Source organism: Scytonema sp. UIC 10036 (assembly GCF_009725235.1).
The window spans coordinates 1-26,411 of sequence record NZ_WJFC01000035.1 but is presented as its reverse complement, the minus strand read 5'-3'; the positions used below and the strand labels follow the sequence as shown (position 1 = coordinate 26,411).

Sequence of the window (26,411 nt, the reverse complement as noted above, 5' to 3'; positions counted from 1 at the left end):
CAGTCCAAGATAGCTTTTATGATTCTATCTCCGGTTGTGACTCCAAAATTCCGCTACGAATCATTAGTTGAGGCCAAATCAACAAAAAAAATCCCATCCATAAAAAGATGGGTACACTGACAAAAATAGTGAACCAAATAGTTTTAAATAATACCCAACTACCACCAATCAAAGTAACACCTGTCAGAAGAATAGACCATGGTTGACACCACCAAGGTTTGTATTTCCAAGGATTGATAGAGTTTTTCTGAGACATCGTAAAAATCTAATTAAGACCAAGGCTTTTAATTTTATAATAATACTCCCTTCTGAGTCTTAGATAAGAAATCGTACTACAAAAAGAACAGTTCGCAAACCATAATTGTGCATCAATTTGAGAACCTTTCTTGTATTTAAGTTTGGATAAGGCGATCGGGTGGCTAGCAAGTGTTGGTGAAACAAGGAAGTTTGAAACTGTGGCGGCGTAGAGAAGTTGAGTAAGGGTAGTGCGATCGCTCTCATTGCACCTGACAACAGTGCTATTGTGAATAGTCTGAGCGAGTTGCCACAAAACCCCATTGACACCAACACCCTCATCGCCAATAGTTGCATCGCCCGAACTCGTAGACAAGAAGGCTCATTTACCATTACAGGTTCCGGCGGTTTGCCTTACCGTCCTGGGGATGCATCCATTTCTCTTTATTCTACAGGAGATGTAAGGGGTATATTACCTAGCACCTCAACTTCTTGGAAAAAAGGCGATCCCATTGTCGAACCAACAGGAGTGTATCGATTGAGTAACGGGCAACTAGTTATGAGTCGAGAGTGTCTTTGATTTCGGCTTTTTTCACTTTTTCTCAACAACATCACGAACTAACTGAGCTAACCTGTCCGCACTATCGGGAACAGCGATTGCTTTTGCAGCTCTCCCCATATCGTGCAACTCTTCTGGATTTTGCAACAACTCCAAAACTTTGGAACGCAAACCCTCATCGGTTAAATCCGACTGTTTGAACATAATTGCTGCACCAACTGAAGTAAAAACTTTCGCATTATAAGTTTGATGGTCTTCTGCTGCAAAAGGATAAGGAATCAAAATCGCAGGTGTACCGCAAACTGCCATTTCTGTGAGACTTCCAGCACCAGAGCGCGTGATTGCTAAACTTGCCCTTTGCAACAACGCCGCCATATTACTATAAAATGGTAAACAAATATACTGCGGATGCTTCAGACTTTCTGCCTCTGGATCTTTGTCACCAGTTAAATGGACAACCCAAGCACCTGCATCAAACCAAGCATGAGCAGACTGGCGTACCAGTTTGTTGATGGCGACAGCACCCTGGCTACCGCCAAAGACAACAATCAAAGGGACTCCTTTTGGTATTGATAAATCCAGAGATGCCGCAGTGGTTTCATCCAAAAATTCCGCTCGCACTGGAGTCCCCGTGTAAACAGTTTTGCTGCGAGACAAGTACTGACTCGTCACTTCAAACCCCACTGCTACTACACTACACCAAGGACCAAAAAAGCGAGTCACTTTACCAGGTAAGGCGTTAGACTCGTGAAAAATAACAGGCAAACCTAAAGAACGTGCTGCGATCGCAGCAGGTCCTGCAATGTAACCCCCTGTCGTAAAAACTCCCTGAAAGTTCCCCTTTTGTAAGATTTTCCTAACTTGCAAAACTGAACCGATAAGTCTTCCCAATACTTTGATGGAAGCAAGCCCAAAACCTTGCTGAAATCCTTCTACTGAAATAGTATTCAAAGGATACTGTTTGGGAACTAGCTGTGTTTCTAACCGATTTGGAACACCAAGCCATTCTATTTGATAATCGCTCAAGTGTTCGGCAAGGGCAATTGCGGGAAACAAGTGTCCGCCAGTTCCACTAGCAGCTATTAATAAACGTATAGGAGTATGTGCCATCTAACCATTTTCACCCCAAAAGCACTCTCGATTAACTTAAGATTAAACAATTTCCTTGCCTACCGTAGATAAATTGTTCACCCCCACACCAATGCGTAACCTAATTCCCTTTCTACTGCAACGCAAACCAAGCCGCTTGCTAGCCATTTCCCTACTGGCATGTGGTTTACTCACTAGTTTGAAATGCGCTCAAGCCAGTACAGTGCAAAATGCACCCGCCGAACTCCAAAGCTTACTGTCACAAGTTGATACTGCAGCTAGCCGGGGTGATATTAAAGGAGTTGTTCAGTTCTACAGCCCTAATTTTACTCACAGTGATGGCTTAACCCGTCCAAGCATGGAAAAAGCTCTCACAAGTCTTTGGCAGCGATACCCAAAATTGAAATATACCACTCAGTTACAATCTTGGAAATCAGAGGGCAATGCGATCGTTGCTGAAACAGTGACCAATATTACTGGACTTCCCTCTGCTACCAGTGACAACATGGCTCTCAAAGCCACAATTAGATCGCGCCAGCGCATTGCAGGTGGTAAAATTTTGCGTCAGGACATCATATCTGAGCGCACTTTGCTCACCTCTGGTGCCAAACCACCTCAAATTGAGTTGAAGCTACCCCAACAAGTCAAAGTTGGTCAGCAGTATAACCTAGATGCGATTGTTCAAGAACCCCTTGGGGATGATTATCTTTTAGGTGCGGCGCTAGAAGAAACCGTTAAACCAGAGAAGTACCTAACTCCTACACCAGTGGACTTAGAATTACTGTCTTCTGGGGGAATTTTTAAAATTGGACGCGCACCAACAGTTCCCGGAAGCCAATGGATTTCTGCTGTTGTTATGCGGGGAGGCGGAACGACAATGATCACTCAACGGCTTCAAGTCGTGAATAGATAATCATAAATTATGAATGATGAATGATGAATGATGAAATAATTTATTCATAATTCATAATTCATAATTCATAATTCATATGCTTTCTCTTGAAAATCAGATCGTCCTAATTACTGGTGCAAGCAGTGGCATAGGGGCTGCTTGCGCCAAATTATTTGCAGGTGCAGGTGCAAAACTTATTTTAGCTGCACGAAGGTTCGATCGCTTGCAGCAGTTAGCAGAAGAACTCAACAAAAACTTTTCTACTGAGATACATTCATTACAATTAAATGTACGAGATATCGCGGCAGTAGAGTCTGCTATTTCCAAATTACCTCCACCGTGGTCTGATATCGATATATTAATCAATAATGCGGGTTTGAGCCGTGGATTGGATAAATTCCATGAAGCCAGCATTCAAGATTGGGAGGAAATGATTGATACCAATATTAAAGGACTGCTCTACTTAACTCGTTTTGTTGTCCCCGGAATGGTGAGTCGCGATCGCGGTCATGTTGTTAACATTGGTTCCATCGCCGGACATCAAACCTATCCCAACGGAAATGTCTACTGTGGAACTAAAGCTGCTGTTAAAGCAATTACTGAAGGTTTAAAACAAGATCTGTTGGGTACATCCATCCGCGTTACATCCGTCGATCCAGGGATGGTAGAAACAGAATTTAGCGAAGTGCGATTTCACGGCGACGCCGAACGCGCCAAAAAGGTTTACCAAGGAGTAACTCCCCTAACTCCAGATGATGTTGCTGATGTCATACTTTTCTGCGTGACTCGACCAGCTCATGTCAATATTAATGAAGTTATCTTGATGCCCGTTGACCAAGCTACCGCAACGTTGGTCAATCGAAGACAGTGACCACCTGACCAGTGACAGAATAATTCGTAGTTGTATTTCCTCAATTACGAATTACGCATTACGAATTACGAGTAGGGAGATAGCGACTTGACCTTTATGTTTCCAAATTTTCTACCGACAAGTGTTAGTCAACTGACAGAACCCGCGTCAATTGCTCTGGCTAAAAGCATAAAGCAGACTGCGATCGCAACTCCTTTAACCACACAACCAATAGCCACTACCTACACACAGCAAGGTAGTGGAGGTATACCTTTACTATTGATTCACGGCTTTGATGGTTCCGTATTTGAATTTCGCCGTCTCATCCCTCCACTAGCGGTGCAAAATGAGACATGGGCAGTGGATTTATTGGGATTTGGGTTTACGGACAGACCCGCAGGAATAAAGTTTAGTCCCAATGCCATTAAAACCCATCTCTATTATTTCTGGAAAACCCTCATTAACAAACCTGTTATTTTAGTAGGTGCTTCCATGGGGGGCGCAGCTGCCATTGATTTCACCCTCAACTACCCAGAAGTCGTTCACAAGCTCGTGTTAATTGACAGTACGGGTTTGGTAGGTGGTCCGCCGATAAGCAAATTTATGTTCCCACCGTTAGATTATTTAGCAACGGAGTTTTTACGCAATCCAAAAGTCAGGCAAAGTATAACTCGTACCGCCTACAAAAATAAACAGTTAGCAACATTAGATTCCCAACTATGTGCATCACTTCATCTTGAATGCTCTGATTGGAACAAAGCTTTGATTGCTTTTACTAAAAGTGGTGGATACACTGCATTTAGATTCACAACCCTATCACAGATCGCGCATCCCACTCTTATTTTGTGGGGAGATTCTGACAAAATTGTAGGTATTAGAGATGCTAAAAGATTTAAGCTAGCAATTCCCAACAGTCAACTGATCTGGATTAAAGATTGCGGTCATGTTCCTCATGTAGAACAACCGCAAATCACTGCTCAACACATTTTAGAATTTCGCTAGCTCTGCCTCACCTCGAGCGCTTCGTTCCAATACTACTCGGTTAAACTAAAAACACAAATTCAAGGTAGGTTGGGTTGAGGAACGAAACCCAACATTTATCGGCATTTGTTGGGTAACGCTATTGCTCTACCCAACCTACAATTTCTCTCAGCCCCCCTTAATCCCCCCCTATTTACTGTTTTAGGGATAAATTGGATTAAGGTGAGAGAAAACAAGTTTGTTGGGGCGCTACGTTGACATAGTAGCAAGCAGTAGTAAGGACTTCTTAAATGGACGTAACTGGACTCGAACCAGTGACCTCTACGATGTCAACGTAGCGCTCTAACCAACTGAGCTATACGTCCTTAAGCACTCTAACGAATATAACACGAGGTTTCCTCGCTTGGCAAGCCCATTTTTTTGAAGTTATGTAAATTACTTGAATTGTAAGTTTTACCTACAGTTGTTTGAGTTTATTGTTTGCCGATCGCAGCAGGTTTTGAGCTTCTCCATAAGCTGTTGTCCCAGGTTTAACAGTTTTTAACTGGTTGATAACCCCTTGGATCTCGGCTTTTAGCTGATTGGGTGCTGAGGGAGGGGAAGCAATTAAGCTCTGAATTTGTTCGTTAGCTTGCTTGAGAATTTCTTTTGACTCACTTTCTGTTTCGCGTCGGAGTTGGACAATTCCCAAGTTTGTTTGATACTGTGCCAGTAGCTTCTGGGCTTCTAGATAATTAGATTCATTGACTTTAATATCTTCAATTCGGTTAATTGCTTCTGTCCACAAGCGTTCTATTTGCTGCCACTTCTGTGCTGGATGTGGAGGATTTTGTGACGCTTGTGCGGCTTGTAAGGCAAATACTTTTGCTGCCTCTATTAATGTACCCGTTTGACCGTTATCGGCATCGGCAACGGTAAACTCTCCAAAATCCCGCTTGTAAGCAACTAGTTTTGTTTGTGCCTGTTCTCCTGCTAATGTTTGTCTGGGAATTTGCTCTAAATTGTCAATTGCTTTTTGAATAGAGGAGCGCGATCGCATTTTGTCTTGTACAGTCTTTGCTTGTTCGTACTTTTGCTTGGCAACCTGAAGCGCCTGTTCTGCTTGTTCCAAAGATTTAAAAGCATTTTCTTCTTGAAAAACCACAGCTTCCATACGTGCTACATTACGTCGGGCTTGTTCAAACTCATCTAGGGTAAAATGCCAGGTGCAACTGAACAAACTACAATAAGCTTGTGGATAATATCCTAAAAACCATACTGGTAAGTTATCGAGGTGATATTGTCCCTGTTTAACTTTTCCTGCACCCCGCTTAATATCATCTAGGCTGGTAGCTTTATTAACCAATTGGTCTGCTTGCTCAACGGAGTTAATTGCTCCTTTATAGTGATAATCCATACTTATAAAACTAGGTAACAGCAGAATTGGTGCAGTTCTAGCGACTGGCCAGCGAATCATGGGATAGGGCAAATTGACTACCCACAGCACTCCGGCTGCGCCTGTCATCAGGATGGCTACCCATTTGACTTTACCGAATAACCCCGGTGGTTGATTGACTCTTGCAGCTTGCTTTAAAGCCTTTTCGCTAAATTGCGGGTAGATATCTATCACCGCATCTCGGAGTTCTTCATAATCTGCGGGTTCGCCTTTTTCCTGACGCAGTTTTTCCAAGCGCTTCATGCAAATTTGTCGCTCGATTTTGCTCACTTCATCTTTGCCACTGCATCTTTCAGCTTCATCACGCAAGATTCTAAAGGCTTGATTGTTAAGACGGTACATATAGGTATTTGGTATATATTAAGCTTAGTATTCCCACTTTTGAAAGAAAAAATACGTGTTGGGTGGGTAATAGGCATCGGGCATAGTTTAGAGCTATTCAATTGCCCCTTGCCCATTGCCCATTGCCCATTGCCCATTGCCCAATTCCCAATCCCCAATCCCCAATCGCAATCTTTTACGGTATATAACTTCAGACGGTTAAAACGTGTTTTTAATATTGTTACTATCTATAAATGGTTAAAAAATATCCTAATATCTAAAATGTCTACTGCTTTAATTACTGGTGCCTCTGGCGGTATTGGTAAAGCCTTTGCAGAGGAATTAGCTGCACGCAATACACATCTTGTTTTAGTTGCTCGTTCGGAAGAAAAGCTGAACCAATTAGCTAAATACCTACAAGAAAAACACAATATTCAAGTAGATAGTATTGTTGCCGATCTTACAGAGGCTGGCTCAACTGATACTGTTTTTAACACAGTAACTGAAAAGGGATTAACAGTTGATATGTTAATCAATAATGCAGGTTTTGGGGACTATGGTGACTTTGCTAAGCGAGACAGAGAACGACACCTCAAAATACTACAGCTAAATGTTCTAGCATTAGTTGATTTAACTCATAGATTTTTACAAGGAATGCGGCAACAGGGTTCTGGAAGCATTATTAATATCTCTTCTCTTTCCGCATTTCAACCAATACCTTATGTTTCTGTTTATTCAGCTAGCAAAGCGTTTATTCTCAATTTTAGTCAGTCACTTTGGGCAGAAAATAAATCTTATGGCGTGCGCGTATTAGTGGTTTGTCCGGGACCAGTTGAGACCAACTTTTTTGTGGAGGCTAAGTTCCCTCAAGCCCTAGCAGCTAAAACAAGTGGAATGTCAACTTCAGAAGAAGTTGTGCGCGAAGCTTTAAAAGCTTTAGAAAGGGGCGATTCTACTGTCGTTACTGGTGGTTTTACCACTCACTTTATTAGCAAATTTGCCCGCTTTGTTCCTCGGCAAACTTTGCTTTTTTTCTTGGAAAAACAGTTTAAGAATGATGAATGATGAATGATGAATGATGAATGATGAATGATGAATGATGAATGATGAATGCTGAATGATGAATGATGAATGATGAATGCTGAATGATGAATGATGCATGATGAATGCTGAAATTTTCATAATTCATAATTCATCATTCATAATTTACATGAACCTCGTCAATTGCACTCGATAGCGGTCTTTTTTAGTAACAGCAATTTCTCCAACTTCCAGTCTTCCTTTGCTGCGTATGGCAATTAAGTCTCCTGTTTTGACTTGAGAACTGGGTTGAGTTACTTCTCTCCAGTTGACGCGGACATCTCCACTGTCAATTAACTCTACCATCTTGCTGCGGGACATCCCAAAACCAGCAGAGGCGATCGCATCAAGTCGCAAGGAAGCTTCAACTGTCGTTAATTCCTTCTTCTTCGGTTCCCTGACTTTCAACTCGCCGATATCAACAGGCTGAACTTTTACAGGAACCGATCGCACTTGCTTGAGGTTCATCTCTAAAAATTCTACCAACTCCGGCACAACAATGACTTGTGCTCCGCGTTCACCCAGCACTATAATATCTCCCGTTTTTTCACGGACGATTCCAGTGCCCAGCATTGCGCCGAGGAAATCGCGATGAGTGGCTGTATCAAAGAGAAAATTTCCTGCTATATCTAAAGCAGTGACGGCGACTTGCGATCGCTCTAGAGGCATTTCCGAACGAGCAATAGCGACTCTTTGGCGTTCGGCTTGTGGATATCCACCCCAAGCCACTAGCTGCACTTCTGTTAATCGGCTAAAACTCTGCTGAACTTCAGCCAATTCTGGTGGCGAGAGAAAATCACTACAGATCACTTCCCAAGTCTTAATCGCTTGTTCGGCTAGATCGATAACACGAGCTACGCTATCTCGATTTTCTATTCCTTTTAATATTTCTTCTCTTGGTAACATTATGAAAAGTTAGTTGTTAGTTGTTGGTTGTTAGTTGTTGGTTGTTAGTTGTTGTTGGTTGTTGGTTGTTAGATGTTAGTTGTTGGTTGTTGGCTACTAACCACTAACCACTAACCACTAACCACTAACTACTAACCACTAACTAACGAATTGTTGAATCTGTATAGTCTTGAATGTTTTCTGGTTCAAAAGGACGCAAGACACGATTTGCTTTACGAATCAGATTTTCTGGACCTTGAACGACTATTAGGTATTTGCCAGCATTTAAACGGTTGCGGTAAGGTAAAGCATCACCGCTACCAAAGACTAAACCGGTTCCTCCACCCACAAATACACTACCCATACCACCCGCAACAGCACCTAATAGCCCGCCAATGATGTGATTGCCAATCGCACCCGCCCAAGCAAAAGTGTCTAAACCAGTGAGAACACTAAAACCAGTACCAGCAAAAAAACCAAACGGTACCAGCCAATATGCCATAAACGTTGCCTGCTTTTGGGCTTGCTCGTTGGGGTCGATTAAGCCAAACTCATCAGCACTTTTGTAACCTTTCCCTAAAATTGTAGCTTTTATATCCTCTTTTTCTAAAGCGACAGACGCAGCTTCTGCCTGGATGCGGTCTGGTAAAACAGCAACAAGGTAATTCATGCTCTTAAATTAGATTTAATAATGTTTTGACTTTTAATAAACAGCTTACCAGTACGCGACGTTGTCAGCAGAAAGCCCTCTTGTTAGTTTTTCTCTACGTTTTTGTGGGGATTTTCTGTGACTGAGTCAAGGGGTTCGCAAAAATTGTTTACGCCTTGTTTTAAAACGTACATTAGAACTGGTGTTGCTAGCATTCCAGGAAACGTTGACATTGTTTTTAAATGCTCTAGCATAGTTGAAATAGAGCCATTGAGTAAGTCATCTCGAAACTCTTGTTGACAAATCACAGAACGCCATCTCTTGGCTAAATCTTCCAACCACTCGGAATTAGCGATTTCTGGTTCTTGACCGGAGCGAATTGCTAAGGTCATCGCCGCATCTTCTAAATCGCCCTCACAGTCCTCAATTAAGTCCAGTGATTCCATTGCTATGGGGTCTTCTGCCAATTGTGAGCGAAATTGTGCAATTTCTTTTGCTGTAACTTTTGTCATCAGAGTTGTTTTGAACGGGCTAAAAATGACAGTATCTTATTATGATATTGTAACCTAGATTAACAATATTAACCATTTTAAAAATAGGGCACTGGGCACGGGGCATAGTAGGAAATAATTTGTTGCCCATTGCCCATTTTTCTAACAATATTTTCAGATAAGTAAAGACTAGCCATGCTAGTCTCTACAAAAGAAATCGATCGGTTATTTAAATCCCCTACTTTTCAGCATGAGATTTATCTATCGCTGGTCACTGCTCACTGCTCACTGTTATTTATCTGGCTGCTCTTGCGGTAATTGCTCGCTGTAGGCGAGCTAGAGAACGGTTGTAATCCAATATAGCTGAAGCTCGCTGACCTTGCGCTGTGGTTAAGTCTTCTTCAGCGTCAATGACTTCAGTTTGAGTCCCTACACCTGCTTGGAAGCGCAAGCGTGCTAGACGAAGAGCTTCTCGTGATTGATCGACAGCAACTGTTGCTGTTTGAACGTTCTCTAGGTTAGCCTGCAAATCTGAGTATGCTTGTTCGACTTCAAAGCGGATTTGATCGCGTCGATCGGCAAATTGATTTTCAGCACGACGGATGTTAACCCTTTCCTGATTTGCCCTGGCTCTTGCTGCTCCTCCATCGTACAAGTTTAAGTTAGCTCTGACGGCTAAGGAGTAGTTATCCTGAATGCTTTGACTGTCGTCAAACTCGTCTGCGGTGTTGTATTGAGCTACTAAACTTAACTGAGGACCAAGAGATGCGATCGCCTGTCGTCGCCTTTGCTCAGCTGCATTGCGATCTGCTAAGCTCTGTTGTAGTTCCGGGCGGTTTTGAAAAGCTTGCACAATAGTTTCCTCTAGTGAAATATTCCACAAGCCTGCTAATTTTACAGGATCTGCTGCAGTAATATCCACTGATTGCGCTAAACTTAAGGTTTGTGCTAACTGACGGCGGGTAATCCTCTGCTGCGAGAGAGCATTTGTGAGACGTTGTTGGGCGTTTGCCAGGTTAACCTGCGATCGCAAAACATCAAAGCGAGTACTAACACCAGCCCGTTCTAAAGCTTGAGCATCTCGCAAACTCGCTTGAGCGTTTGCTACGGCAGACTGGGCAATACGCACGTTTTCATCCGCCTGTTGCAGGTCGTAGTATTGAGTGGTGACATTGAGACGGATAGTCTCAGACTGAGCTTCCACCTGGAATTCTGCCGAACGTAATTGTTCCTCTGCTGCTCTGATGCTAGCTCGTCGGCTTCCTGATGTGTAGATGTCGTATTCTATTTGTGCGCCTGCACCAACACTTGTACTTGAGCTTTGGTCTTGAAGCAGCGGATTTTCTGGTCGATCTGCAAAGCCCGGTCCACTGCGTGTGATGTTAGCGCTAACAGCAGCAGTGGGAAGCAAAGCAGCTTGCTGTTGTCTGACAGCAAATTGGTTGGCTTCCAAAGTGAGTAAAGCCTCTTGTAAGTCGCGATTGTTACGCCGCGCCAGTTCTATGGCTTGATTAAGTGTGATGGGCTGAGTTCCTCGAATCCTCACTTCCTCTGGTTTTGTAGGAAACCGCAAAGGATTTGGGTTGGGATTGAGATAATCGGGAACTTGTATGAAGCCTTGTAAAATTGAGGTCGCTGGTGTACTGGGTGTAGTAGAGTTATTATCTTGCGTTACATTAACTGCTTCGCTAGGGACGCTTGTTGTAGAAGCATCTTGCTTGACATTAACTGGCTTACTGGGGGTAGTGGCAGTCGCATTAGCTTGAGCCACCCGATTTACAACCGCAGTATTTGGCGAACAGGTAGAAGGTTTAAGAAGTAAAGAAGCAGAACGCCCAACCGAAGCTTTTCCTGGTTGCGGGCAAAATTCTACTTGCTCCAGCATTTGTGCAACTTCTACAACTTTCCCAGTCTTCGCCGTTTCTGTCAGTTTTGATAATAACTGAGAACTCGAATTTTTCTTTTCTGTAGTGGGCTGTTTGGCAGGATCTGGTGATTTTTCCGAGAGCGAGGAAGCAGGGTTTGAGCTAATAACAGCAGGCATAACTCCCCTCTGTTGTGGTTCTCGCTCTGGAATAATAACTGGGTTACTTTGTTTTTGTTTACCAGAAGCAGAGCGAATCTTTTTAATCAAAGCGCTCTGCTTTAAGGTAGGTTTAAATTCTAAAAGTATACCTTGAACCTTTCCTGCTATTCGTCGTACTGGTACACCTGTTTTTCCAGTTAATACGACTCCAGCATTATTATTTACAGACTTTATAATACCTGCTGCGCTTTGAGTGGAAGGCATCAGAGGAGATGCCACACTGTTGTTAACAGCAGTTGCTAATCGAGAATTGATGTTAATTGCAGCCGAAGTGTCTTCGTAAAGCGAAGAGAAGACACTCGGTGAGGCAACGTGCCTTACTCCAGTGGCTTCTGCAGTATCAGCTAAGACAGATTGAGTGGATAACACTGCTACTGTCACACTAGGTAAGAAACTATAAAAAATTTTCTGTCCTTTCACCGCATCCCCTCACACAAAAATATAGCGGCAGAAACCCTTTCTCACCACAAAACAACAATATATCACGATGCTAAGTTTGAGAATCGTAATACGACGAAACCGAATGTTAGGAATCAGAACTCCGCTCGTCTTGAAAACTCTTGACAATGCGAGAAAGTTCTGCTTTCTCATCGATAGTAACGCGTGTAGGAGCACCACTGACAATCCGTTCGTAATTCCGGAAGGAATCCTTAATTTCGGGACCGTCGGCTGTAATATTGTATTCACGAATCCCTTTATCGTGCCACGAGCCTCGCATTTTAAATACGTTAATTGCCCGCGACATTTCTCCACGAATTTCTACATACTGCAACATCAAAATTGTGTCAGTAATCGTAGAAATATGAGAGTCTGTAATTGAGTGCGAACCCATAAATTGGTCAGTCGTATTGGTAAAGAAGCCTGTAATTTCTTCTTGCTTTGCGTAACCTGTAACACCAATGACAAACTGACGAAATGCATTATTGCTAACCCCTCTTGCTAAGGCAGAAAGAGAGTCAATCGCAATACGCGATGGTTTAAATTCAGCAATTTCTGACTTGATAATTTGCAAATGATCTTCTAAACCGGTTGATTCGGGATATGTACAAATTATTTTTAGTAAACCTTGGCGTTCTAACTCTTCAAAATCAATACCCCATGAAGAGGCATTGCGGGATAACTGAGCACGGGATTCTTCATAGGCGAACAAAATAGCTCGCTCGTTATTGATACAGCCGTTTTGCAAAAATTTGCTCACCAGCAGGGTTTTCCCAGTACCAGTTGCTCCTGTCGCCAAAATAATTGAATCCTTAAAGAAACCACCTCCACACATTGCATCTAAAGTTGTAACTCCTGAAGACACTCTCACATTAGAAGAACGTTGAGTCAGACGCATTGCTCCTAATGGGAATATATTGACTCCTTCATTGGTAATTGTAAAAGGATATTCGCCTTTCATATGTGTTGTACCGCGCAATTTGAGAATTTCAATTGTGCGCCGTCGGCGTTCTCCTTCTAAAACATTCCGCACAATCACCACATTATCAGAAACAAATTCTTCCACACCAAAACAAGCAACCGGTCCGTATTCCTCAGTTCGCTCTGTCGTGATGATCGTAGTGACACTTAGTTGCTTGAGACGTGCTACAAGACGAAATATTTCCCGCCGCACGACTCCTACAGCTTCATACTGCTGAAACACTGCTGTTATTGAATCAATAGATACCCGTTTGGCTTTGTACTTACGAATAGCATATTGCAAGCGCTCAATCAGAGCGGACAAATCGAAGTTGCCAACCACATCTTGTCCTTCTGGATCGGGAGAAGCGTCAAGTATAAATAACTTCCCATCATGAATCAAGCGTTGCAAATTCCAACCAAAAATACAAGCATTTTTAATAATATCGCTTGGCGATTCTTCAAAAGTAACAAAAACTCCCGGTTCATCAAAATAACTAATACCGTTATAGAGAAATTGAAGAGAAAATAAAGTTTTACCTGTTCCAGAGGTACCGCTAACCAAAGTAGTTCTACCTACTGGCAAACCACCATGGCTCACGTCATCGAAGCCCTCTATCATAGTACGAATTTTTTCTACACCTCCAAGTGACGGTGTCTTGCTTGGCTCTGTATACCCTTTTTCACTCATTGTTAACAATTACAAATAGGGATTTACCCCTGCCTTTTATTGATAAAGTACTTTGTTGATATTTTCTTGTTATAAGCTATCATACTTCTACTCGTACACAGTTTAAAGCTAAACTGACTTGCACAAGGGAGTGGGGAGTAGGAAGTAGGAAGTCGGGAGAATAAAAATTTTCATTGGTTTTGGTGTAAGCAGTTCATAATGATTAGTTGTACAGTCTTGAGATTTATTGAGATTTTCCATCTTGAATTTATTCTTCAATGTTTTCTTCCTCTGTTAATTCTTCATACAGTAAATCCAATCCAATGAGCACTCTTTCTCTATCTGATAAATCTCCAATAATTTTCCGAACAGGTGGAGGTAGTATTTTGGATAGTGTGGGAGTCGCTAATATTTTATCTTCTTCTGCCAATTGCGGATTTTTTAACACGTCTATCACTTTTAAAGCATAAACACCTTGAAATTCCTGTTCTAGAATGTTTTTAAGTACTTTCAATGCCCTTACTGAGTTAGGTGTGTTCCCCGCTACATAAAGCTTGAGGACGTATGTTTTTCTGAGATTTTTCATATGTTAAATACAGGCTCTAGGTAAACATGGAACAGGAAAATGCAACGCATTCCTAAAGATTCTGAGGGTTGCTTACCGCCTGCTATTACTACTTTGGGCTTTTTTGAACCTATTTTTGAATAGAACAACGATAGAGTTCGCACAAGTGAGCCAATATATCGATTAGTGTCAGGCGGTAATCCAGCAAGGCGTCATCGTTCCTTCCTTCTAATTTTAACTGTTTGGAAAATTCATCAATAAGTTCCATATGAATTTCTATGATTTGTGGCACAGGAATATTAGCATAAAATACTGCTTTGATAAATTTATCAATTTTTTCGTTTAACCTTTTGTCTGAGATGGTAAAGTATTCTATAAGAATTTGACGGTAATCTGATTTGAGTTGTTGCAATAATGCCTGCTGTTCGGCTCCTGTCATTTGCTGAAAAACCTGGTGGAGGTCTGACTTGGGGCATTTAACTACATAAAAATTTGAGGTTAGTCTTTGATTGGGAGGTTGTAGTAGCCCCCTGATTCATATTGTTGAGACTTATCTCTAAAGCTGCTACAACAGGCATCTTGGTAGATTCAAGCAACACTGACGTGAGTCAGGGTGTTTGAGTGCCTTATCGAACCTAAGTATAGACCGACCGTGATATAGTATGATTTTACACGTGTAGGTGTTGACTGAGAAGCCGAACACAGCAACGTCAAAAGAAAACACACCAAGCTAGCGGGGATCTAGGCTATCGATGAGTAGCATCTATCTAAATATAGATTTTTTTGTTTGACTCCACAATAAGATACTTAAACGAAAATAAACGAATATCGCAATCTAAATCATTATAATTCCTAAAGGTTCTAAAACGAATCTTTGGAGCAATAATTGTTCTAGCTGTCGCTATCAATTCTTAAAATCTCTGGTGGTGTTGAACCAAACTCCAAATTTGGGGGAAGTGTAAAGGATGAAGGGTACAGTCAATCTTATTAGTCACCGTTCTGGCGATCGCACCTAAAAACTTCATACTTTATTCCTTGTGTTGACCGTTTTTAACTCCTACAAAAAGATTTGTTAGGAAGAGCAAAGCTTTTGCCAATTAGGCGTTAACTTATGGAAAGAATCGATCTGCTCGTGTCTTTCTAGAGGATACTGCTTCAAGTGCAAACACACAGGCTGAATTGGCAGTTAGCTAGTGATTGATGATAACAGTCGTATCCCCCTAGAAGAATGACCCACACGCTATATGTCAATGCTAAAGTACCCCCTTTATGATTTTATCGCAACCGTACCCACCTGCCTAGAAACAGCAACTCTAGCAGATGTACTGGATGTTTTTGAGAAAGAACAGTGTCAAGCTATTGCTGTGTTAGATGAGCAGCAATACCTACTGGGATTGCTTTACTCTACGCGCTTGCTACCACAATTACTGCTAGCAGGTTCTGAAGGGGAAGGCGAGAAGTCTTCTTACTTACAGCAACCAATATCAATGCTAGACAGAGAACTACTTCAACCAGTGCAAACAATCCCAGCCTCATTTCAAGTGGAGCAATTGGGTAGGTTTGTGCGTTCTCAAAGAATTCCAGCGAATACAAATTTAGATTGGGCGCTCATTGACTCAGATAGCAAATTTGTGGGGCTTGTAGATAACTCACGACTGTTAAAGTGGTTGGTTGTACACCAATTTGAGACACGGAAGGAAAAGAGCGATCGCGATGCAAGCGTTAAAGGGACTCGCACTTTTTATCAAAAGCGCATACAGTACCATCCACAAATCGATAAGCCTTTTGTACAACTGTTGGAGCGATTGCCCTGGCCTTTGATGTTGCAAACGGGGAGCGGTGAAGTTGTCACCCAAAATCCTGCGTGGTGGCAGCAATTGGGGGTTTTGAAAGATCCGGAAGGGGTTAGGCGACAAGTGGAGGCAATTCTGGCAACAACTCCATCAAAATATTCAACCCAAACAGCGGTTAAAGCTCATTCCTTTGACAACAGTATCCAAGAAATCGAAGAAAAACTTTCGTCTGTTGTTACCCAATCTATTTCTACCAGCCAAGGAGCGTACCGCCAAAAATTAGCGTCTCCACCTACCACCCTTCCAGAACAACCATTACCGGAAACTTCTGCATCACGATGTTTCTTAAACAGACAACTGGGTACATGTACCTGTGTTGTGGAAGTGCAAAACGGTCAGGAACGAGTTTGGCAATTTGCCAAAATCCCTCTAGATAGCCCTGAATTAAAAGTCTTGGGTGTTGAATCAACAACATCACTTAACACTCAGGGAGCGGAGATCGGAAACGATTTGTGGCTGGTTCTAGCAACTGATGTTACAGAACAACAGCAACTCTGTAAAGAACTTGCAGCAAAAAACGCCGATCTCATTCAACTGAATCGTTTAAAGGATGAATTTTTGGCTTGTATCAGTCACGAACTCAAGACGCCCCTAACAGCTGTTTTAGGGCTGTCACGTTTGCTGGTAGATCGGCAATTGGGAGAACTTAACGAACGTCAAGCCCGTTATGCAGGATTGATTCATCAAAGCGGACGCCATCTGATGAGTGTGGTCAATGATATTCTAGATTTGACCCGCATGGAAACAGGACAGATGGAACTGGCTCTGTCTAACGTGACGATTCGCTCGGTTTGCGATCGCGCTGTTTCCGAAGCAAAAGTTATCCATGCCCAAAGTACAAAAACCCCCGTCAACACCCAATCTCAAACAACATCTGTAAGAGAACACCAATTTAGCCTTTCCATCGAACCGGGCTTAAATGAGATGGTGGCAGATGAGTTGCGCTTGCGGCAAATGTTGGTGCATCTGCTTTCCAACGCCTTTAAATTTACAGAAACAGGTGGTGAAATCGGATTGTGGGTAAGTCGTTGGGAGGGTTGGATTGCCTTCACAGTATGGGATACAGGCATTGGCATTCCCGAACACCAACAGCATCTCATCTTTCAAAAATTCCAACAACTCGAAAATCCCCTTACCCGTCAATATGAAGGAACGGGATTGGGGCTAGTCTTAACCAGAGCGCTAGCACGGCTTCATGGCGGTGATGTCAGCTTCTTGTCCCGCGAAGGCAAAGGTAGCCAATTTACACTCCTCCTCCCTCCCAGCCCCCCACAAAAAGGGCTAGGAGAGTGGGAATTGGGGACTGTAAAACAGAAAGGGCTGAAAACTGAAAACTGGGAACATGACACTGTTTCCCCAGTTCCACCAGTCCGCGCAACAAAAGAAACCTCCGCCCCAGGCAGAATTCGCCATCGCCAATCCCGAATCGCCAATTCCCACGCTCACCACAACAACAGCTTAGTGTTAGTTGTTGAGGCTGTAGCCCACTACATAGAAGATTTAACCGAACAACTTACCGGTTTGGGTTATCGAGTTGTGATTGCTCGTTCGGGATGCGAAGCAGTAGAAAAAGCCCGTCGCCTGCAGCCTAAAGCTATCTTCCTCAACCCTTTAATTCCATTACTGTCGGGATGGGATGTACTCACCTTGCTTAAATCAGATGAAGTCAGCCGTCATATCCCTGTCGTTGTCACCGCAACAGGAGCAGAAAAAGAGCAAGCATTCGCCAACAGAGCTGATGGTTTTTTAAGCTTACCAGTACAGCATCAGGTTTTAGCACCACTGATCGAAAGCTTGTGTGTTGCACCAGAAGAAAAGAAGCAAAAACCAGATGAAGTCCAAATCCTTAAAGATAAAACACCATTGCGAATTTTAAGGTTAGTCAATCCTGAGTGCCAACCTCTCAACGCGCACCCATTCTTACAAGAACACCGAGTTCTAGAAGTAGACAACATAGATCAGGCAGAACTTCTTTCTCGGGTTTGGCAATTTGACGTTATTTTACTAGATGTAGATATGCCAGAGGCGGAGAATTTTCTGCAACAACTCAATCTCCATCCCCAGTTAGCAGCTCTACCCCTTGTCACTTGCAATGTAGCAACAACGCAAACCGCTTCTCAAATAGCTGGGCTTTCCGTATACCCATGCCTAACACCCTTAGGAGCAGAAAAGAAAAATGGAAGCAAAAAAACAGACGCTTTATTATCTGTCCTGCAAATTGCGTCTGGAGTGTGCTGTCCGCCCAGCATTTTAGTACTGGATTTAGCAATACTTCCAGATTTACCAGAAACAAGACCTCAAAAGAGAAACCACCAGGTAGAAAAGACAACTGCCTTAAGTAGTATGTTTGGAGATAATAACTCTTGCCCAATACAAGGGTTACAACCTTTAACGATTTGTCGTGGTTCTGAGTGGTTCCAAGCGCTGATTCAGTACTTACAAACAGCTGGCTTTAAAGCATCAATGAGCCGTTCTTGGGCAGAATTGCTACAGCAAATTCGTCACCAAAGTGTTGATTTGCTCCTGATTTGCCTGGGAGAGTCTACTCTTACAAAAGAGGTTCACTCAGCACTAAAAGCTTTAGGACAGTTACCTTTCGATTTGCCACCAGTGTTGGTACTCGATCAACGATTAAATTCTATGGACTTGGAAAACGAGCAATCTACCATTGTTAAACAGAGAATCAGTAACCAGCCAGACTCGGTAGAGACTGTTTTAGGTTCAGTGGCTTGCCAAATCTTACCCCGCTCTATATCAATGGAAGAATTATTAAATAAGATTAATCAAACTTTAAATTGCTAATGGCTAATGGCTAATGGCTAATGGTGCAATTAACAATTAGCAATTAGCAATTAGCAATTAACTATTTTATAAAAACCCGAACAAGTTGATAAGCACCACGAGTCCCTAAATTTTCATAATCTGTGGGCTTGAATCCCATTTCGGGAAACTTTTTCGGTTGAGCAAGAACCAGTATTGAGGAAGGTGATGGCTTCTTTGCTGCTTTGTCTTGAAGGTATTGTGCTGCAGCCGCAGTTATCTTTTTGTAAGTTACGGTACGACGGGTATAAAAAACTACGGTAGGTTTTTTAAAGCCAACCATAACCAATTCTTCACCAGGTTTTTGTGTTTTAACTACGATTTCAGATAATTCTCTTAAAGGTAGCTGACGTTCCCGATCCATTAAAAATAAGGCGGGTGTAAGAACAATCGTCAGGAATGCTGCAAATCCTACAATATTGATAATTAGGACAGTCTTGTAACGACGGCGCATCAGTGAAACAGCTATTGCTACGGAACTTAAAATCCAGATCGCTCCTCCCAAAACAGTTAAACCCGATCGCTCCAGCAAGTTACGAAAGTCAGGTGCAGCAGGATCGCTACCTATGATTTGGGGTAAGTAAAACATCGTTACTGCTATTGCTGATAAAAAAACGACATTCACCCAACCACTCCACAGGAAGAGACGAGGGGACAAGGAGACAAGGAAGAAGGGGTAGACAAGGAAGAATTGCTACCTTGTCTCCCATGTCCCCATGTCCCCCATGTCCCCCATGTCCCCATGTCTCCCCTGTCCCCCATGTCTCCTTGTCTCCCTTGTCTAATAAATCACCCCACAGTAACGCTATTAAAATAGCTGCGGCTGGCATTAGGGGTAACACATAACTGGGAAGTTTTGTTACAGCAATAGTGAAAAAACCAAAGATTCCAACAAACCAACAAAAAGCAAATAAACCCAGTTGTTTGGAGCGTTCTTGCGATCGCCAGTATTTTCGCTGCCAAAACTTCAACCGCCCCATTGCCAGAGGTAAATAGACCGAATATGGTGCAAAGCCAAGCAGCACAACTACAAAATAAAAATACCAGGGAGCTGAGTGACGATTGACTACATTTGTAAAGCGTTCGACGTTGTGATATCCAAAAAAGGAGTTAATATAATCCCAACCATTGCGCCAAATAACTAGCACATACCAAGGTAATGATAAACAAATAATAATAAGCAAACCTGTTAAAGGACGCATTTCCTGCAACACTTGCGTAATATTACCCAAGTACATCAAAAATATGCCAACAATCAAACCGGGCAAAACAATTCCCACAGGTCCTTTTGTTAAAATTGCTGCAGCAATTAGTACGTAAAAAGCTATATACCAACGTGCTTGTACGTTAGATTTTGAGGGATGGGCATATCCTAAAAAAAAGCACAGTAATGCTGATGCCATACAACCTGTCAGCAGCATATCTGAAACACCTGTTCTACCCCAAACAATCATTTCTGGATTGAGCGCCATAACAGCACATCCAAACCCTGCTGTTATCCATCGCAAGGCAGGACGGTACCTTTGCTCTAACTCATCTTTCCTTGCAAAATGCCACTGTATGGTGTAAAATGACAAACCGATCGATCCAATGGCAGCAAGTGCTGAAGGTAAACGCACCGCCCATTCATTCACACCCAAAATTGAAAAACCGATCGCCTGACACCAGTAAATTAGAGCAGGCTTATCAAATCGAGTTTCAGCATTAAAAAACGGTGTAATCCAATCACCTGTGACAAACATTTGACGAGACGCTTCAGCAAACAGAGGCTCTGTCTCATCAATTAAGCCGATACTGCCTAAATGCCAAAGAAAGGCAATCCCACCTGTTAAAATTACCCATAAAACTGATAAAGTCACAGCAAGGGCTGGACGCTTCTCTACACTACTCCACCACTGATTAGTCATTTGTCAATAGTCATTGGTCATTGGTCATTGGTCATTTGTCAATAGTCATTTGTCATTGGTTGAAAGTCATTTGTCATTGGTTATTGGTTATTGGTCATTTATTAAGAAGACTTCAGCGCAACTTCTTGGTTCCTGAACTGACGTCCAATAACCAATTGTCAAAACTTGTTGGTGAAGGAATAAATTTTGGGGACAAGGGAGAATCACAAATGACCAATGACCAATGACAAATGACAAATGACTATTGACAAATGACTATTGTCTCAAAATCAGTTGCCATTCTTTAGTTTGAGCATTCCAACTAGGAGCAAAAGTTTCTCCAACAACATAGGGTCCCCAATAGTGACGAGAACCGTCTTGTGCAAAAGCAACTAATATATCACCTTTTTCCAGTTTGAGATCCCCGTTAGGTAAGGCTAGAATTAGCCCTTTTTCACTACCTTCTTGAGGAGCAAAATCCCAATGTGCTGGAACAGCATCAATAGCTGTCTTTGAGGAAGCTGCTTTTCCTTTGATGATAGAATTACGTGACAGTAAGGCTAGGCGCACTGGTTGATTGGTTTGATTGCTCATCCGCAAGCTTCCAAAACCTAATGCTCCATTGTTACCAGTATCTGTTGTGATATCGGTAGGACTAACTTCTTTACTTTTTAAATTGGTTGAGTTTGGTACTGAACTGGAGGTGGTAGAAACAGGCATAGTACTTTGTAAGTCTAATGCTCGCTCTGTTGAGGTTGAGGAACTTTCTAGCCCTACGCGCTCAAAAGATACACCCAACTGTTGACACCCTAATGGTAGCAAGAGCAATCCCAATGAAGATGCCACCAGAACAGCGTGAAAATACACTGACGGTTTCATAGTAATATATTTTACTAATAAGTGCTTTGTGTCGGCTGAAATAGCAACAAGTGCGATCGCAGGAGCTTCTGTTGGAATTCAGGTATGAAAAGTATCATATGAACCATTATGAGAGCAACTAATAATTTTGTTACTTCTCATAATGAAGAAATGTATAGATATTTGTGTTCGCCGAAAACCAACTAGAAGCCCATAATACTATTTAAGCAACCCCATGCTATGCTGCATACCTTTATATATAACAATATATTATGATTTTTAGAGAATGATAAGCTTCAGTAATGCAAAACACGCGTCTTAACAACCTGTTGGGTACTATTGGCGATCGCTTGAGGGTTTGGCTTATCAACCCTTGGCGACGTTGGTCGATATTGATAATCAGTTGGTTGTTCGGTTTTTTCCTAGGGAGTGCAATTTCTACAACAGCAGGACAAACAGCCGAATGGGATATCGTCATTGCTGCATTTTTAGTGATGTTGACAGAAGTAGGTAGCAGGATCTTCTATGGTCGTACTGTCCAACAGCGAAGAGCTATTTGGGTAGAAGCGCTTAACATTCTTAAAGTTGGTCTGATATACAGCCTATTTCTGGAAGCCTTCAAGCTGGGCTCGTAAGGGATGGTTAATAGTTCATAGTATTTAATAATACTAAAAATATGTACGGGCGCAAGGCCGCCGCGCCCCTACCAACCACTAACCACTCACTCCCCAGACTGTATTCGAGCAAGAAGCTCGTAAAAAGGTTGCCAATTATCTTCTTGAACAATGGGTTCCCAAATTGATTCAATGACTGGGCGCAATATCACAGTTTTGGGATTGTAACGAATCAAAGTTTGAGCGATCGCATTGATTTGCTCTGTATCAAAACTATTCAATATTTTATGGTATATAATACACCAATCATCGAAAAGTTGTGATGAACCTGATACTGGTACAATCTCGGAATTTACCATAATCAAACTGGGGTCGTCGCGCCATTTAAAAGAAAACGTGCGAGTCATCTCATAAAAAAACTTATGATATTCAACTTTGCTTTCCTGCAAAAATTGAATTGTCAGATTTAAAAGCTCCAACGCTTCTGGATGATTTATTGTTTCAAAACCCAGTTTTTTCCACATTAACGAGCGGTATTCATGATGATAATGTTCGTCAAAACTTGCTAAACCCGCTTCCATATCGGATGGTTCGATAATAGCTTTTAATGACTCTTGGAGTGTTTCTAAATTCCATTTACAAATACTAGGTTGATGACTGTAGCAGTAGCGTCCATAGTAGTCGAAATAAGCAGCTGTAAAATTGGGTTGATAACTAGGGATGAAAGCATAGGGACCGTAATCAAAACTTTCGCCCGTAATTGACATATTGTCAGTATTTAACACTGCATGACAAAAACCAGAAGCCATCCACTGTCCTACAAGTTCTGCTGTTCTTTTGACTAACTCTCTATAAAACAAGGCATATTTTTCTTGTTCATCTACTAAATATCGATAATACTGCTCAATAACATGATCTAAGAGCTTCCTGGCTAAATCGGGACGCCGAATATAATGCAATCGTTCAAACGTACCGAATCGGATATGGGAGCGATTCATCCTGACTATAACTGAGGAACGGGTTGGAGAGGGTTCGTCACCCCGCCACAGGGACAACCCTGTTTCAATCATGCTCAAACATCGCGAGGTACGTACACCCATGTGATGTAAAGCTTCTGCGGCTAGAACTTCTCGTACTCCCCCTTTGAGAGTCAGCATTCCATCCCCACCACGGGAGTATGGAGTTTTACCAGAGCCTTTTGTCCCAAAATCGTATAATACACCATCAGTCCCACGGACTTGTCCGTAGAGAAACCCTCTACCATCACCTAAAAAAGGGTTGTATTCACCAAATTGATAGCCGTGGTAACGAAGGGCTAACAATGGTTTTCGTCCTTCAAATTTGCCAAAAGCTGTGATAAAATGCTCGTCTGTTACATCTTCGGGATTTAGCCCCAAGCGGCTCAAAAGTGAATTGTTACGCCAACGTAATGTATGTTGGGGGAATTCTGCGGCGGTGACTTCGTCGTAATAATCATTACCTAAAGCTTCGAGAGCTCTTTCGTAGTTGAGGTTGAGGAACGGATTGCCAGAAATCTTGTTGTTTGCTGTTTCAGCTAGAGTCATTAGACTTGTGTGCGATTTGGTGTAAAATGTAGCCAGTCCGGGGCGATAGTTTAAAGAAATTGAACTGAAAAACTTCTTCTTTAATACTAACTTCTAGTCAGCCTTCAGCAAAACTTAGATCCCCGACTTCTTAAAGAAGTCGGGGATCTGAATGCGGTGGATATTAATTTCTGGAATTTCGGTTCACGGATGATGAATCCTCAGAGAGGATAGCATTGATTTTTCGTCGAGAAGCTTGAACTATTGCTTGTATACGCGCTCTTTGTGTAGGTGTTAGTTTCACAGATTGCATCACTTGAGTGATATTCTGGCGCGATCGCAAGCCTTGAACCATTTTACTTTGTTGAACTTGGGTAAATACAGCTTCCACCTCTTGGTATGCTTCTGCTTTGAGGGCTTGTATTTTTTGACGCTGTTGCGGCGTTAGTCTTTTTTCAATACGTGGTAAGGCGTATCCTAAAGCGTGCATCGTGAGTGGAATGAGTATATATGAAGGAAGAGGTCTAGCAAGTGCTACGGACGGTATTCCCGATAAAATGGTAATTAGGACAAACGATGTGAAAAATACAGATATGCGCTTTGTATATTTGTAACTCATTGAGAAAGATTCCTGTAGGATTTCGTAGAGATTCAAAGACTAATTCTTTAACCGCCAATTATAGTTGGTAATGCTCGTAAGAATGTGATCTTCCCATTTTCCATCAATGAGTAAATAATCCCTGGCATAACCTTCTATAACAAATCCCAGCTTTTTCAAGACATGACCGCTACGGCGATTGTGAGGCATATAATTAGCCATAATCCGGTGCATATTTAATTCTTGAAATACATATTGAATTGCTGCTTGCAGTGCTTCTGTCATATAGCCCTTTCCTTGTTCGGTTTCTGCAAGTCCGTATCCAATATTACAATACTGAGCGGCTCGTCTTGTAAAGTTACTAAAATTGATAAGTCCAATAACTGTCTTTGGGTCATTTTGTAGAAAAATAAATAGTCTTAAGGATATATCATTTATAAATTCTTTGCGATCGCTATCTATCCTCCAATACCAATAATCCTCAGTAAAGAACCCATCAGCCCAAGCAGGAGAATAAGGAGTTAAAAAAGTTTTGTTTTCTGTATAAAATTTTAGAATTTCTGGAATATCTTCTTCAGTGGCTAATCTTAGCAAAAGACGCTCAGTGTTAATCAGTGGCAGTTCCATTTAGCTCGCGTTCAATGACTAGAATGACAACATTTTCTAATTTTTCTGTAGTATTGACAACTAAATTTAAGTTTTTTATCTTTCAAAAAACTTAGTTAGGTAGGGCATAGCCGTACCTACGTGTAGCTCAAAAAATTCCAGTACAACTGAATAAAATCTTAAGATTTTACGTAGCCAACTATTAGTAGAACCTGTACAATCAGGGGAATGCGTTAAACACAAAACTCTGATAATTTTTAACAACAAAAAGGTCAGTGATGTCAGTAGCAATAAGATACGATTGGCAAGAATCAGAGATACGTACAATATATAATACTCCGTTGCTAGAGCTTATCTATCAAGCAGCTAGTACACATCGTCAATACCACAATCCCAAAAAGATACAAGTTTGTAAACTGATATCAATCAAAACAGGGGGTTGTCCGGAAGATTGTGGTTACTGTGCTCAGTCCTCGCACTACAAAACAGAAGTCAAGCCACAAGCGCTCTTAAAAAAGGAAACAGTGGTAGGTATTGCACGACAAGCACTCGTAAACGGTGCGAGTCGGGTATGTATGGGCGCTGCTTGGCGAGAGGTGCGCGACAATTCTCAATTCGAGCAAGTGCTGGATATGGTTAAAGAAGTCACGGCATTAGGCATGGAAGTCTGCTGCACTTTGGGTATGCTGACAGAAGCACAAGCCAAGCGCTTGGAAGAAGCAGGGCTTTACGCCTACAACCATAACTTAGATACTTCTCGCGATTACTACAGCACTATTATTACCACCAGAACATACGACGATCGCCTCAACACAATTAACAATGTTCGTCAAACAAACGTCACCGTCTGTTCTGGAGGTATACTCGGTTTGGGTGAAACTGCAGATGATCGAATATCCATGCTACACACACTAGCAACCCTACATCCTCACCCAGAATCCGTACCAGTGAATATTCTTTCTAAGGTTGAAGGGACACCTTTAGAAAACCAATCAGATATTCCCTTTTGGGACATTCTGCGGATGATTGCTACAGCTCGAATTGTCATGCCTGCTTCTGACGTTCGGTTAAGTGCAGGTAGAGCAAAGCTGTCGCAGGTAGAACAAGCGATGTGCTTCCTTGCAGGGGCAAATTCCATCTTTTCCAGCGACGACGGACATATGCTAACAGTGACAACTCCCTGTCCGGATTACGGGTGCGATCGGGAAATGTTAGATTTGCTTGGTTTGGAAATGCGCCCTCCTTTCACTCGTCAAGAAAAGGTGGTAGCATAATTTACCCCCCTTAATCCCCCCTTGTAAAGGGGGGAAACTGAAGATTGAGTTCCCTCCCCTTACTAAGGGGAGGGTTAGGGTGGGGTAAAACACAAGGGCAAGATACCCATCCCACAAGAGTGGGGAAACTGAAGATTGAGTTCCCTCCCCTTACTAAGGGGAGGGTTAGGGTG

The 26,411-nt window shown here is 42.2% G+C and carries 22 protein-coding genes, 1 tRNA gene and 1 pseudogene; 8 read left to right on the top strand and 16 right to left on the bottom strand.

Features of this window, described 5'->3' with window-relative positions; all coding sequences use genetic code 11:
* Positions 1–16: 16 nt before the first annotated feature.
* A complete protein-coding gene (locus F7734_RS18260) occupies positions 17–256 on the bottom strand; it encodes a DUF6737 family protein (RefSeq protein ID WP_155746018.1) in 240 nt (79 codons plus the stop codon).
* 216 nt (positions 257–472) lie between these two features.
* Here F7734_RS18260 and F7734_RS18255 point away from each other — a divergent pair, with 216 nt between their 5' ends.
* Positions 473–814 carry a hypothetical protein gene (locus tag F7734_RS18255; protein ID WP_347566225.1) on the top strand — a complete coding sequence of 114 codons (342 nt, stop codon included), beginning with the start codon at positions 473–475 and terminating at the stop codon, positions 812–814.
* Between the two features lie 12 nt (positions 815–826).
* Here F7734_RS18255 and murG read toward each other — a convergent pair whose 3' ends face one another.
* Positions 827–1,903, bottom strand: a complete 1,077-nt coding sequence (gene murG, locus F7734_RS18250) for an undecaprenyldiphospho-muramoylpentapeptide beta-N-acetylglucosaminyltransferase (protein ID WP_155746017.1) — start codon at positions 1,901–1,903, stop codon at positions 827–829.
* A 91-nt stretch (positions 1,904–1,994) separates the two neighbouring features.
* Between murG and F7734_RS18245 the strand changes: the two genes are divergently transcribed.
* The 3 genes from F7734_RS18245 to F7734_RS18235 all read left to right on the top strand — a co-directional run bounded on the left by F7734_RS18245 (position 1,995) and on the right by F7734_RS18235 (position 4,626).
* A complete protein-coding gene (locus F7734_RS18245; RefSeq protein ID WP_155746016.1) occupies positions 1,995–2,795 on the top strand; it encodes a nuclear transport factor 2 family protein in 801 nt (266 codons plus the stop codon).
* A 76-nt stretch (positions 2,796–2,871) separates the two neighbouring features.
* Complete coding sequence (locus tag F7734_RS18240) at positions 2,872–3,645, top strand: SDR family oxidoreductase (protein ID WP_155746015.1); 774 nt, start codon at positions 2,872–2,874, stop codon at positions 3,643–3,645.
* A 96-nt stretch (positions 3,646–3,741) separates the two neighbouring features.
* Positions 3,742–4,626, top strand: a complete 885-nt coding sequence (locus F7734_RS18235; RefSeq protein ID WP_155746014.1) for an alpha/beta fold hydrolase — start codon at positions 3,742–3,744, stop codon at positions 4,624–4,626.
* A gap of 270 nt (positions 4,627–4,896) precedes the next feature.
* On the opposite strand, the gene F7734_RS18230 is transcribed toward F7734_RS18235, so the two are convergent.
* Together F7734_RS18230 and F7734_RS18225 are read right to left on the bottom strand one after the other, a co-directional pair.
* Positions 4,897–4,970 (bottom strand) — tRNA-Val (locus tag F7734_RS18230).
* Between the two features lie 92 nt (positions 4,971–5,062).
* Positions 5,063–6,382 carry a hypothetical protein gene (locus F7734_RS18225; RefSeq protein WP_155746013.1) on the bottom strand — a complete coding sequence of 440 codons (1,320 nt, stop codon included), beginning with the start codon at positions 6,380–6,382 and terminating at the stop codon, positions 5,063–5,065.
* A gap of 261 nt (positions 6,383–6,643) precedes the next feature.
* Here F7734_RS18225 and F7734_RS18220 point away from each other — a divergent pair, with 261 nt between their 5' ends.
* Entirely contained in the window at positions 6,644–7,426 is a 783-nt protein-coding gene (locus F7734_RS18220; RefSeq protein WP_155746012.1) for an SDR family oxidoreductase, read from the top strand.
* A 141-nt stretch (positions 7,427–7,567) separates the two neighbouring features.
* Here F7734_RS18220 and F7734_RS18215 read toward each other — a convergent pair whose 3' ends face one another.
* From F7734_RS18215 to F7734_RS18185, 7 genes are all read right to left on the bottom strand, one after another.
* On the bottom strand, positions 7,568–8,347 hold the full coding sequence (locus tag F7734_RS18215) for a photosystem II S4 domain protein (protein WP_155746011.1): 780 nt from the start codon (positions 8,345–8,347) through the stop codon (positions 7,568–7,570).
* Between the two features lie 142 nt (positions 8,348–8,489).
* On the bottom strand, positions 8,490–8,996 hold the full coding sequence (locus F7734_RS18210) for a hypothetical protein (protein ID WP_155746010.1): 507 nt from the start codon (positions 8,994–8,996) through the stop codon (positions 8,490–8,492).
* 83 nt (positions 8,997–9,079) lie between these two features.
* Positions 9,080–9,487: a hypothetical protein gene (locus tag F7734_RS18205; RefSeq protein ID WP_155746009.1), complete on the bottom strand. Its 408-nt coding sequence runs from the start codon at positions 9,485–9,487 to the stop codon at positions 9,080–9,082.
* A gap of 274 nt (positions 9,488–9,761) precedes the next feature.
* Positions 9,762–11,972 carry a TolC family protein gene (locus tag F7734_RS18200; protein WP_166481981.1) on the bottom strand — a complete coding sequence of 737 codons (2,211 nt, stop codon included), beginning with the start codon at positions 11,970–11,972 and terminating at the stop codon, positions 9,762–9,764.
* Between the two features lie 106 nt (positions 11,973–12,078).
* Positions 12,079–13,641: a circadian clock protein KaiC gene (gene kaiC, locus F7734_RS18195; RefSeq protein ID WP_155746008.1), complete on the bottom strand. Its 1,563-nt coding sequence runs from the start codon at positions 13,639–13,641 to the stop codon at positions 12,079–12,081.
* Between the two features lie 247 nt (positions 13,642–13,888).
* Entirely contained in the window at positions 13,889–14,206 is a 318-nt protein-coding gene (kaiB, locus tag F7734_RS18190) for a circadian clock protein KaiB (protein ID WP_155746007.1), read from the bottom strand.
* 109 nt (positions 14,207–14,315) lie between these two features.
* Positions 14,316–14,720 carry a phosphatase RsbU N-terminal domain-containing protein gene (locus tag F7734_RS18185; RefSeq protein WP_166481985.1) on the bottom strand — a complete coding sequence of 135 codons (405 nt, stop codon included), beginning with the start codon at positions 14,718–14,720 and terminating at the stop codon, positions 14,316–14,318.
* Positions 14,721–15,435: 715 nt separating this feature from the next.
* On the opposite strand from F7734_RS18185, the gene F7734_RS18180 reads away from it, so the two are divergent.
* Positions 15,436–18,840: an ATP-binding protein gene (locus F7734_RS18180; protein ID WP_155746005.1), complete on the top strand. Its 3,405-nt coding sequence runs from the start codon at positions 15,436–15,438 to the stop codon at positions 18,838–18,840.
* 61 nt (positions 18,841–18,901) lie between these two features.
* Here the strand turns inward: F7734_RS18180 and F7734_RS63580 are convergent.
* Positions 18,902–20,765, bottom strand: a pseudogene (locus F7734_RS63580) (glycosyltransferase family 39 protein).
* 255 nt (positions 20,766–21,020) lie between these two features.
* Positions 21,021–21,623 carry a hypothetical protein gene (locus F7734_RS18160; protein WP_155746003.1) on the bottom strand — a complete coding sequence of 201 codons (603 nt, stop codon included), beginning with the start codon at positions 21,621–21,623 and terminating at the stop codon, positions 21,021–21,023.
* Positions 21,624–21,904: 281 nt separating this feature from the next.
* On the opposite strand from F7734_RS18160, the gene F7734_RS18155 reads away from it, so the two are divergent.
* Positions 21,905–22,237, top strand: coding sequence for a DUF565 domain-containing protein (locus F7734_RS18155; RefSeq protein WP_155746002.1), 333 nt, complete (start codon positions 21,905–21,907; stop codon positions 22,235–22,237).
* An 86-nt stretch (positions 22,238–22,323) separates the two neighbouring features.
* Here F7734_RS18155 and F7734_RS18150 read toward each other — a convergent pair whose 3' ends face one another.
* The 3 genes from F7734_RS18150 to F7734_RS18140 form a co-directional block, all read right to left on the bottom strand.
* Positions 22,324–23,781 (bottom strand): YdiU family protein, encoded by a 1,458-nt coding sequence (locus tag F7734_RS18150; protein ID WP_155746001.1) that lies wholly within the window; start codon positions 23,779–23,781, stop codon positions 22,324–22,326.
* A gap of 163 nt (positions 23,782–23,944) precedes the next feature.
* A complete protein-coding gene (locus tag F7734_RS18145) occupies positions 23,945–24,379 on the bottom strand; it encodes a hypothetical protein (protein WP_155746000.1) in 435 nt (144 codons plus the stop codon).
* A gap of 39 nt (positions 24,380–24,418) precedes the next feature.
* Positions 24,419–24,985, bottom strand: a complete 567-nt coding sequence (locus F7734_RS18140) for a GNAT family N-acetyltransferase (protein ID WP_155745999.1) — start codon at positions 24,983–24,985, stop codon at positions 24,419–24,421.
* A 257-nt stretch (positions 24,986–25,242) separates the two neighbouring features.
* On the opposite strand from F7734_RS18140, the gene bioB reads away from it, so the two are divergent.
* On the top strand, positions 25,243–26,238 hold the full coding sequence (gene bioB / locus F7734_RS18135) for a biotin synthase BioB (RefSeq protein WP_155745998.1): 996 nt from the start codon (positions 25,243–25,245) through the stop codon (positions 26,236–26,238).
* Positions 26,239–26,411: the final 173 nt, after the last annotated feature.

Excerpts from the sequence above, each read along its gene's own strand:
- F7734_RS18260 (WP_155746018.1), bottom strand. The coding sequence starts at position 256 with ATGTCTCAGAAAAACTCTATCAATCCTTGGAAATACAAACCTTGGTGG.
- murG (WP_155746017.1), bottom strand. The coding sequence starts at position 1,903 with ATGGCACATACTCCTATACGTTTATTAATAGCTGCTAGTGGAACTGGC.
- F7734_RS18245 (WP_155746016.1), top strand. The coding sequence starts at position 1,995 with ATGCGTAACCTAATTCCCTTTCTACTGCAACGCAAACCAAGCCGCTTG.
- F7734_RS18240 (WP_155746015.1), top strand. The coding sequence starts at position 2,872 with ATGCTTTCTCTTGAAAATCAGATCGTCCTAATTACTGGTGCAAGCAGT.
- F7734_RS18235 (WP_155746014.1), top strand. The coding sequence starts at position 3,742 with ATGTTTCCAAATTTTCTACCGACAAGTGTTAGTCAACTGACAGAACCC.
- F7734_RS18225 (WP_155746013.1), bottom strand. The coding sequence starts at position 6,382 with ATGTACCGTCTTAACAATCAAGCCTTTAGAATCTTGCGTGATGAAGCT.
- F7734_RS18220 (WP_155746012.1), top strand. The coding sequence starts at position 6,644 with ATGTCTACTGCTTTAATTACTGGTGCCTCTGGCGGTATTGGTAAAGCC.
- F7734_RS18215 (WP_155746011.1), bottom strand. The coding sequence starts at position 8,347 with ATGTTACCAAGAGAAGAAATATTAAAAGGAATAGAAAATCGAGATAGC.
- F7734_RS18210 (WP_155746010.1), bottom strand. The coding sequence starts at position 8,996 with ATGAATTACCTTGTTGCTGTTTTACCAGACCGCATCCAGGCAGAAGCT.
- F7734_RS18205 (WP_155746009.1), bottom strand. The coding sequence starts at position 9,487 with ATGACAAAAGTTACAGCAAAAGAAATTGCACAATTTCGCTCACAATTG.
- kaiC (WP_155746008.1), bottom strand. The coding sequence starts at position 13,641 with ATGAGTGAAAAAGGGTATACAGAGCCAAGCAAGACACCGTCACTTGGA.
- kaiB (WP_155746007.1), bottom strand. The coding sequence starts at position 14,206 with ATGAAAAATCTCAGAAAAACATACGTCCTCAAGCTTTATGTAGCGGGG.
- F7734_RS18180 (WP_155746005.1), top strand. The coding sequence starts at position 15,436 with ATGCTAAAGTACCCCCTTTATGATTTTATCGCAACCGTACCCACCTGC.
- F7734_RS18160 (WP_155746003.1), bottom strand. The coding sequence starts at position 21,623 with ATGAAACCGTCAGTGTATTTTCACGCTGTTCTGGTGGCATCTTCATTG.
- F7734_RS18155 (WP_155746002.1), top strand. The coding sequence starts at position 21,905 with ATGCAAAACACGCGTCTTAACAACCTGTTGGGTACTATTGGCGATCGC.
- F7734_RS18150 (WP_155746001.1), bottom strand. The coding sequence starts at position 23,781 with ATGACTCTAGCTGAAACAGCAAACAACAAGATTTCTGGCAATCCGTTC.
- F7734_RS18145 (WP_155746000.1), bottom strand. The coding sequence starts at position 24,379 with ATGAGTTACAAATATACAAAGCGCATATCTGTATTTTTCACATCGTTT.
- F7734_RS18140 (WP_155745999.1), bottom strand. The coding sequence starts at position 24,985 with ATGGAACTGCCACTGATTAACACTGAGCGTCTTTTGCTAAGATTAGCC.
- bioB (WP_155745998.1), top strand. The coding sequence starts at position 25,243 with ATGTCAGTAGCAATAAGATACGATTGGCAAGAATCAGAGATACGTACA.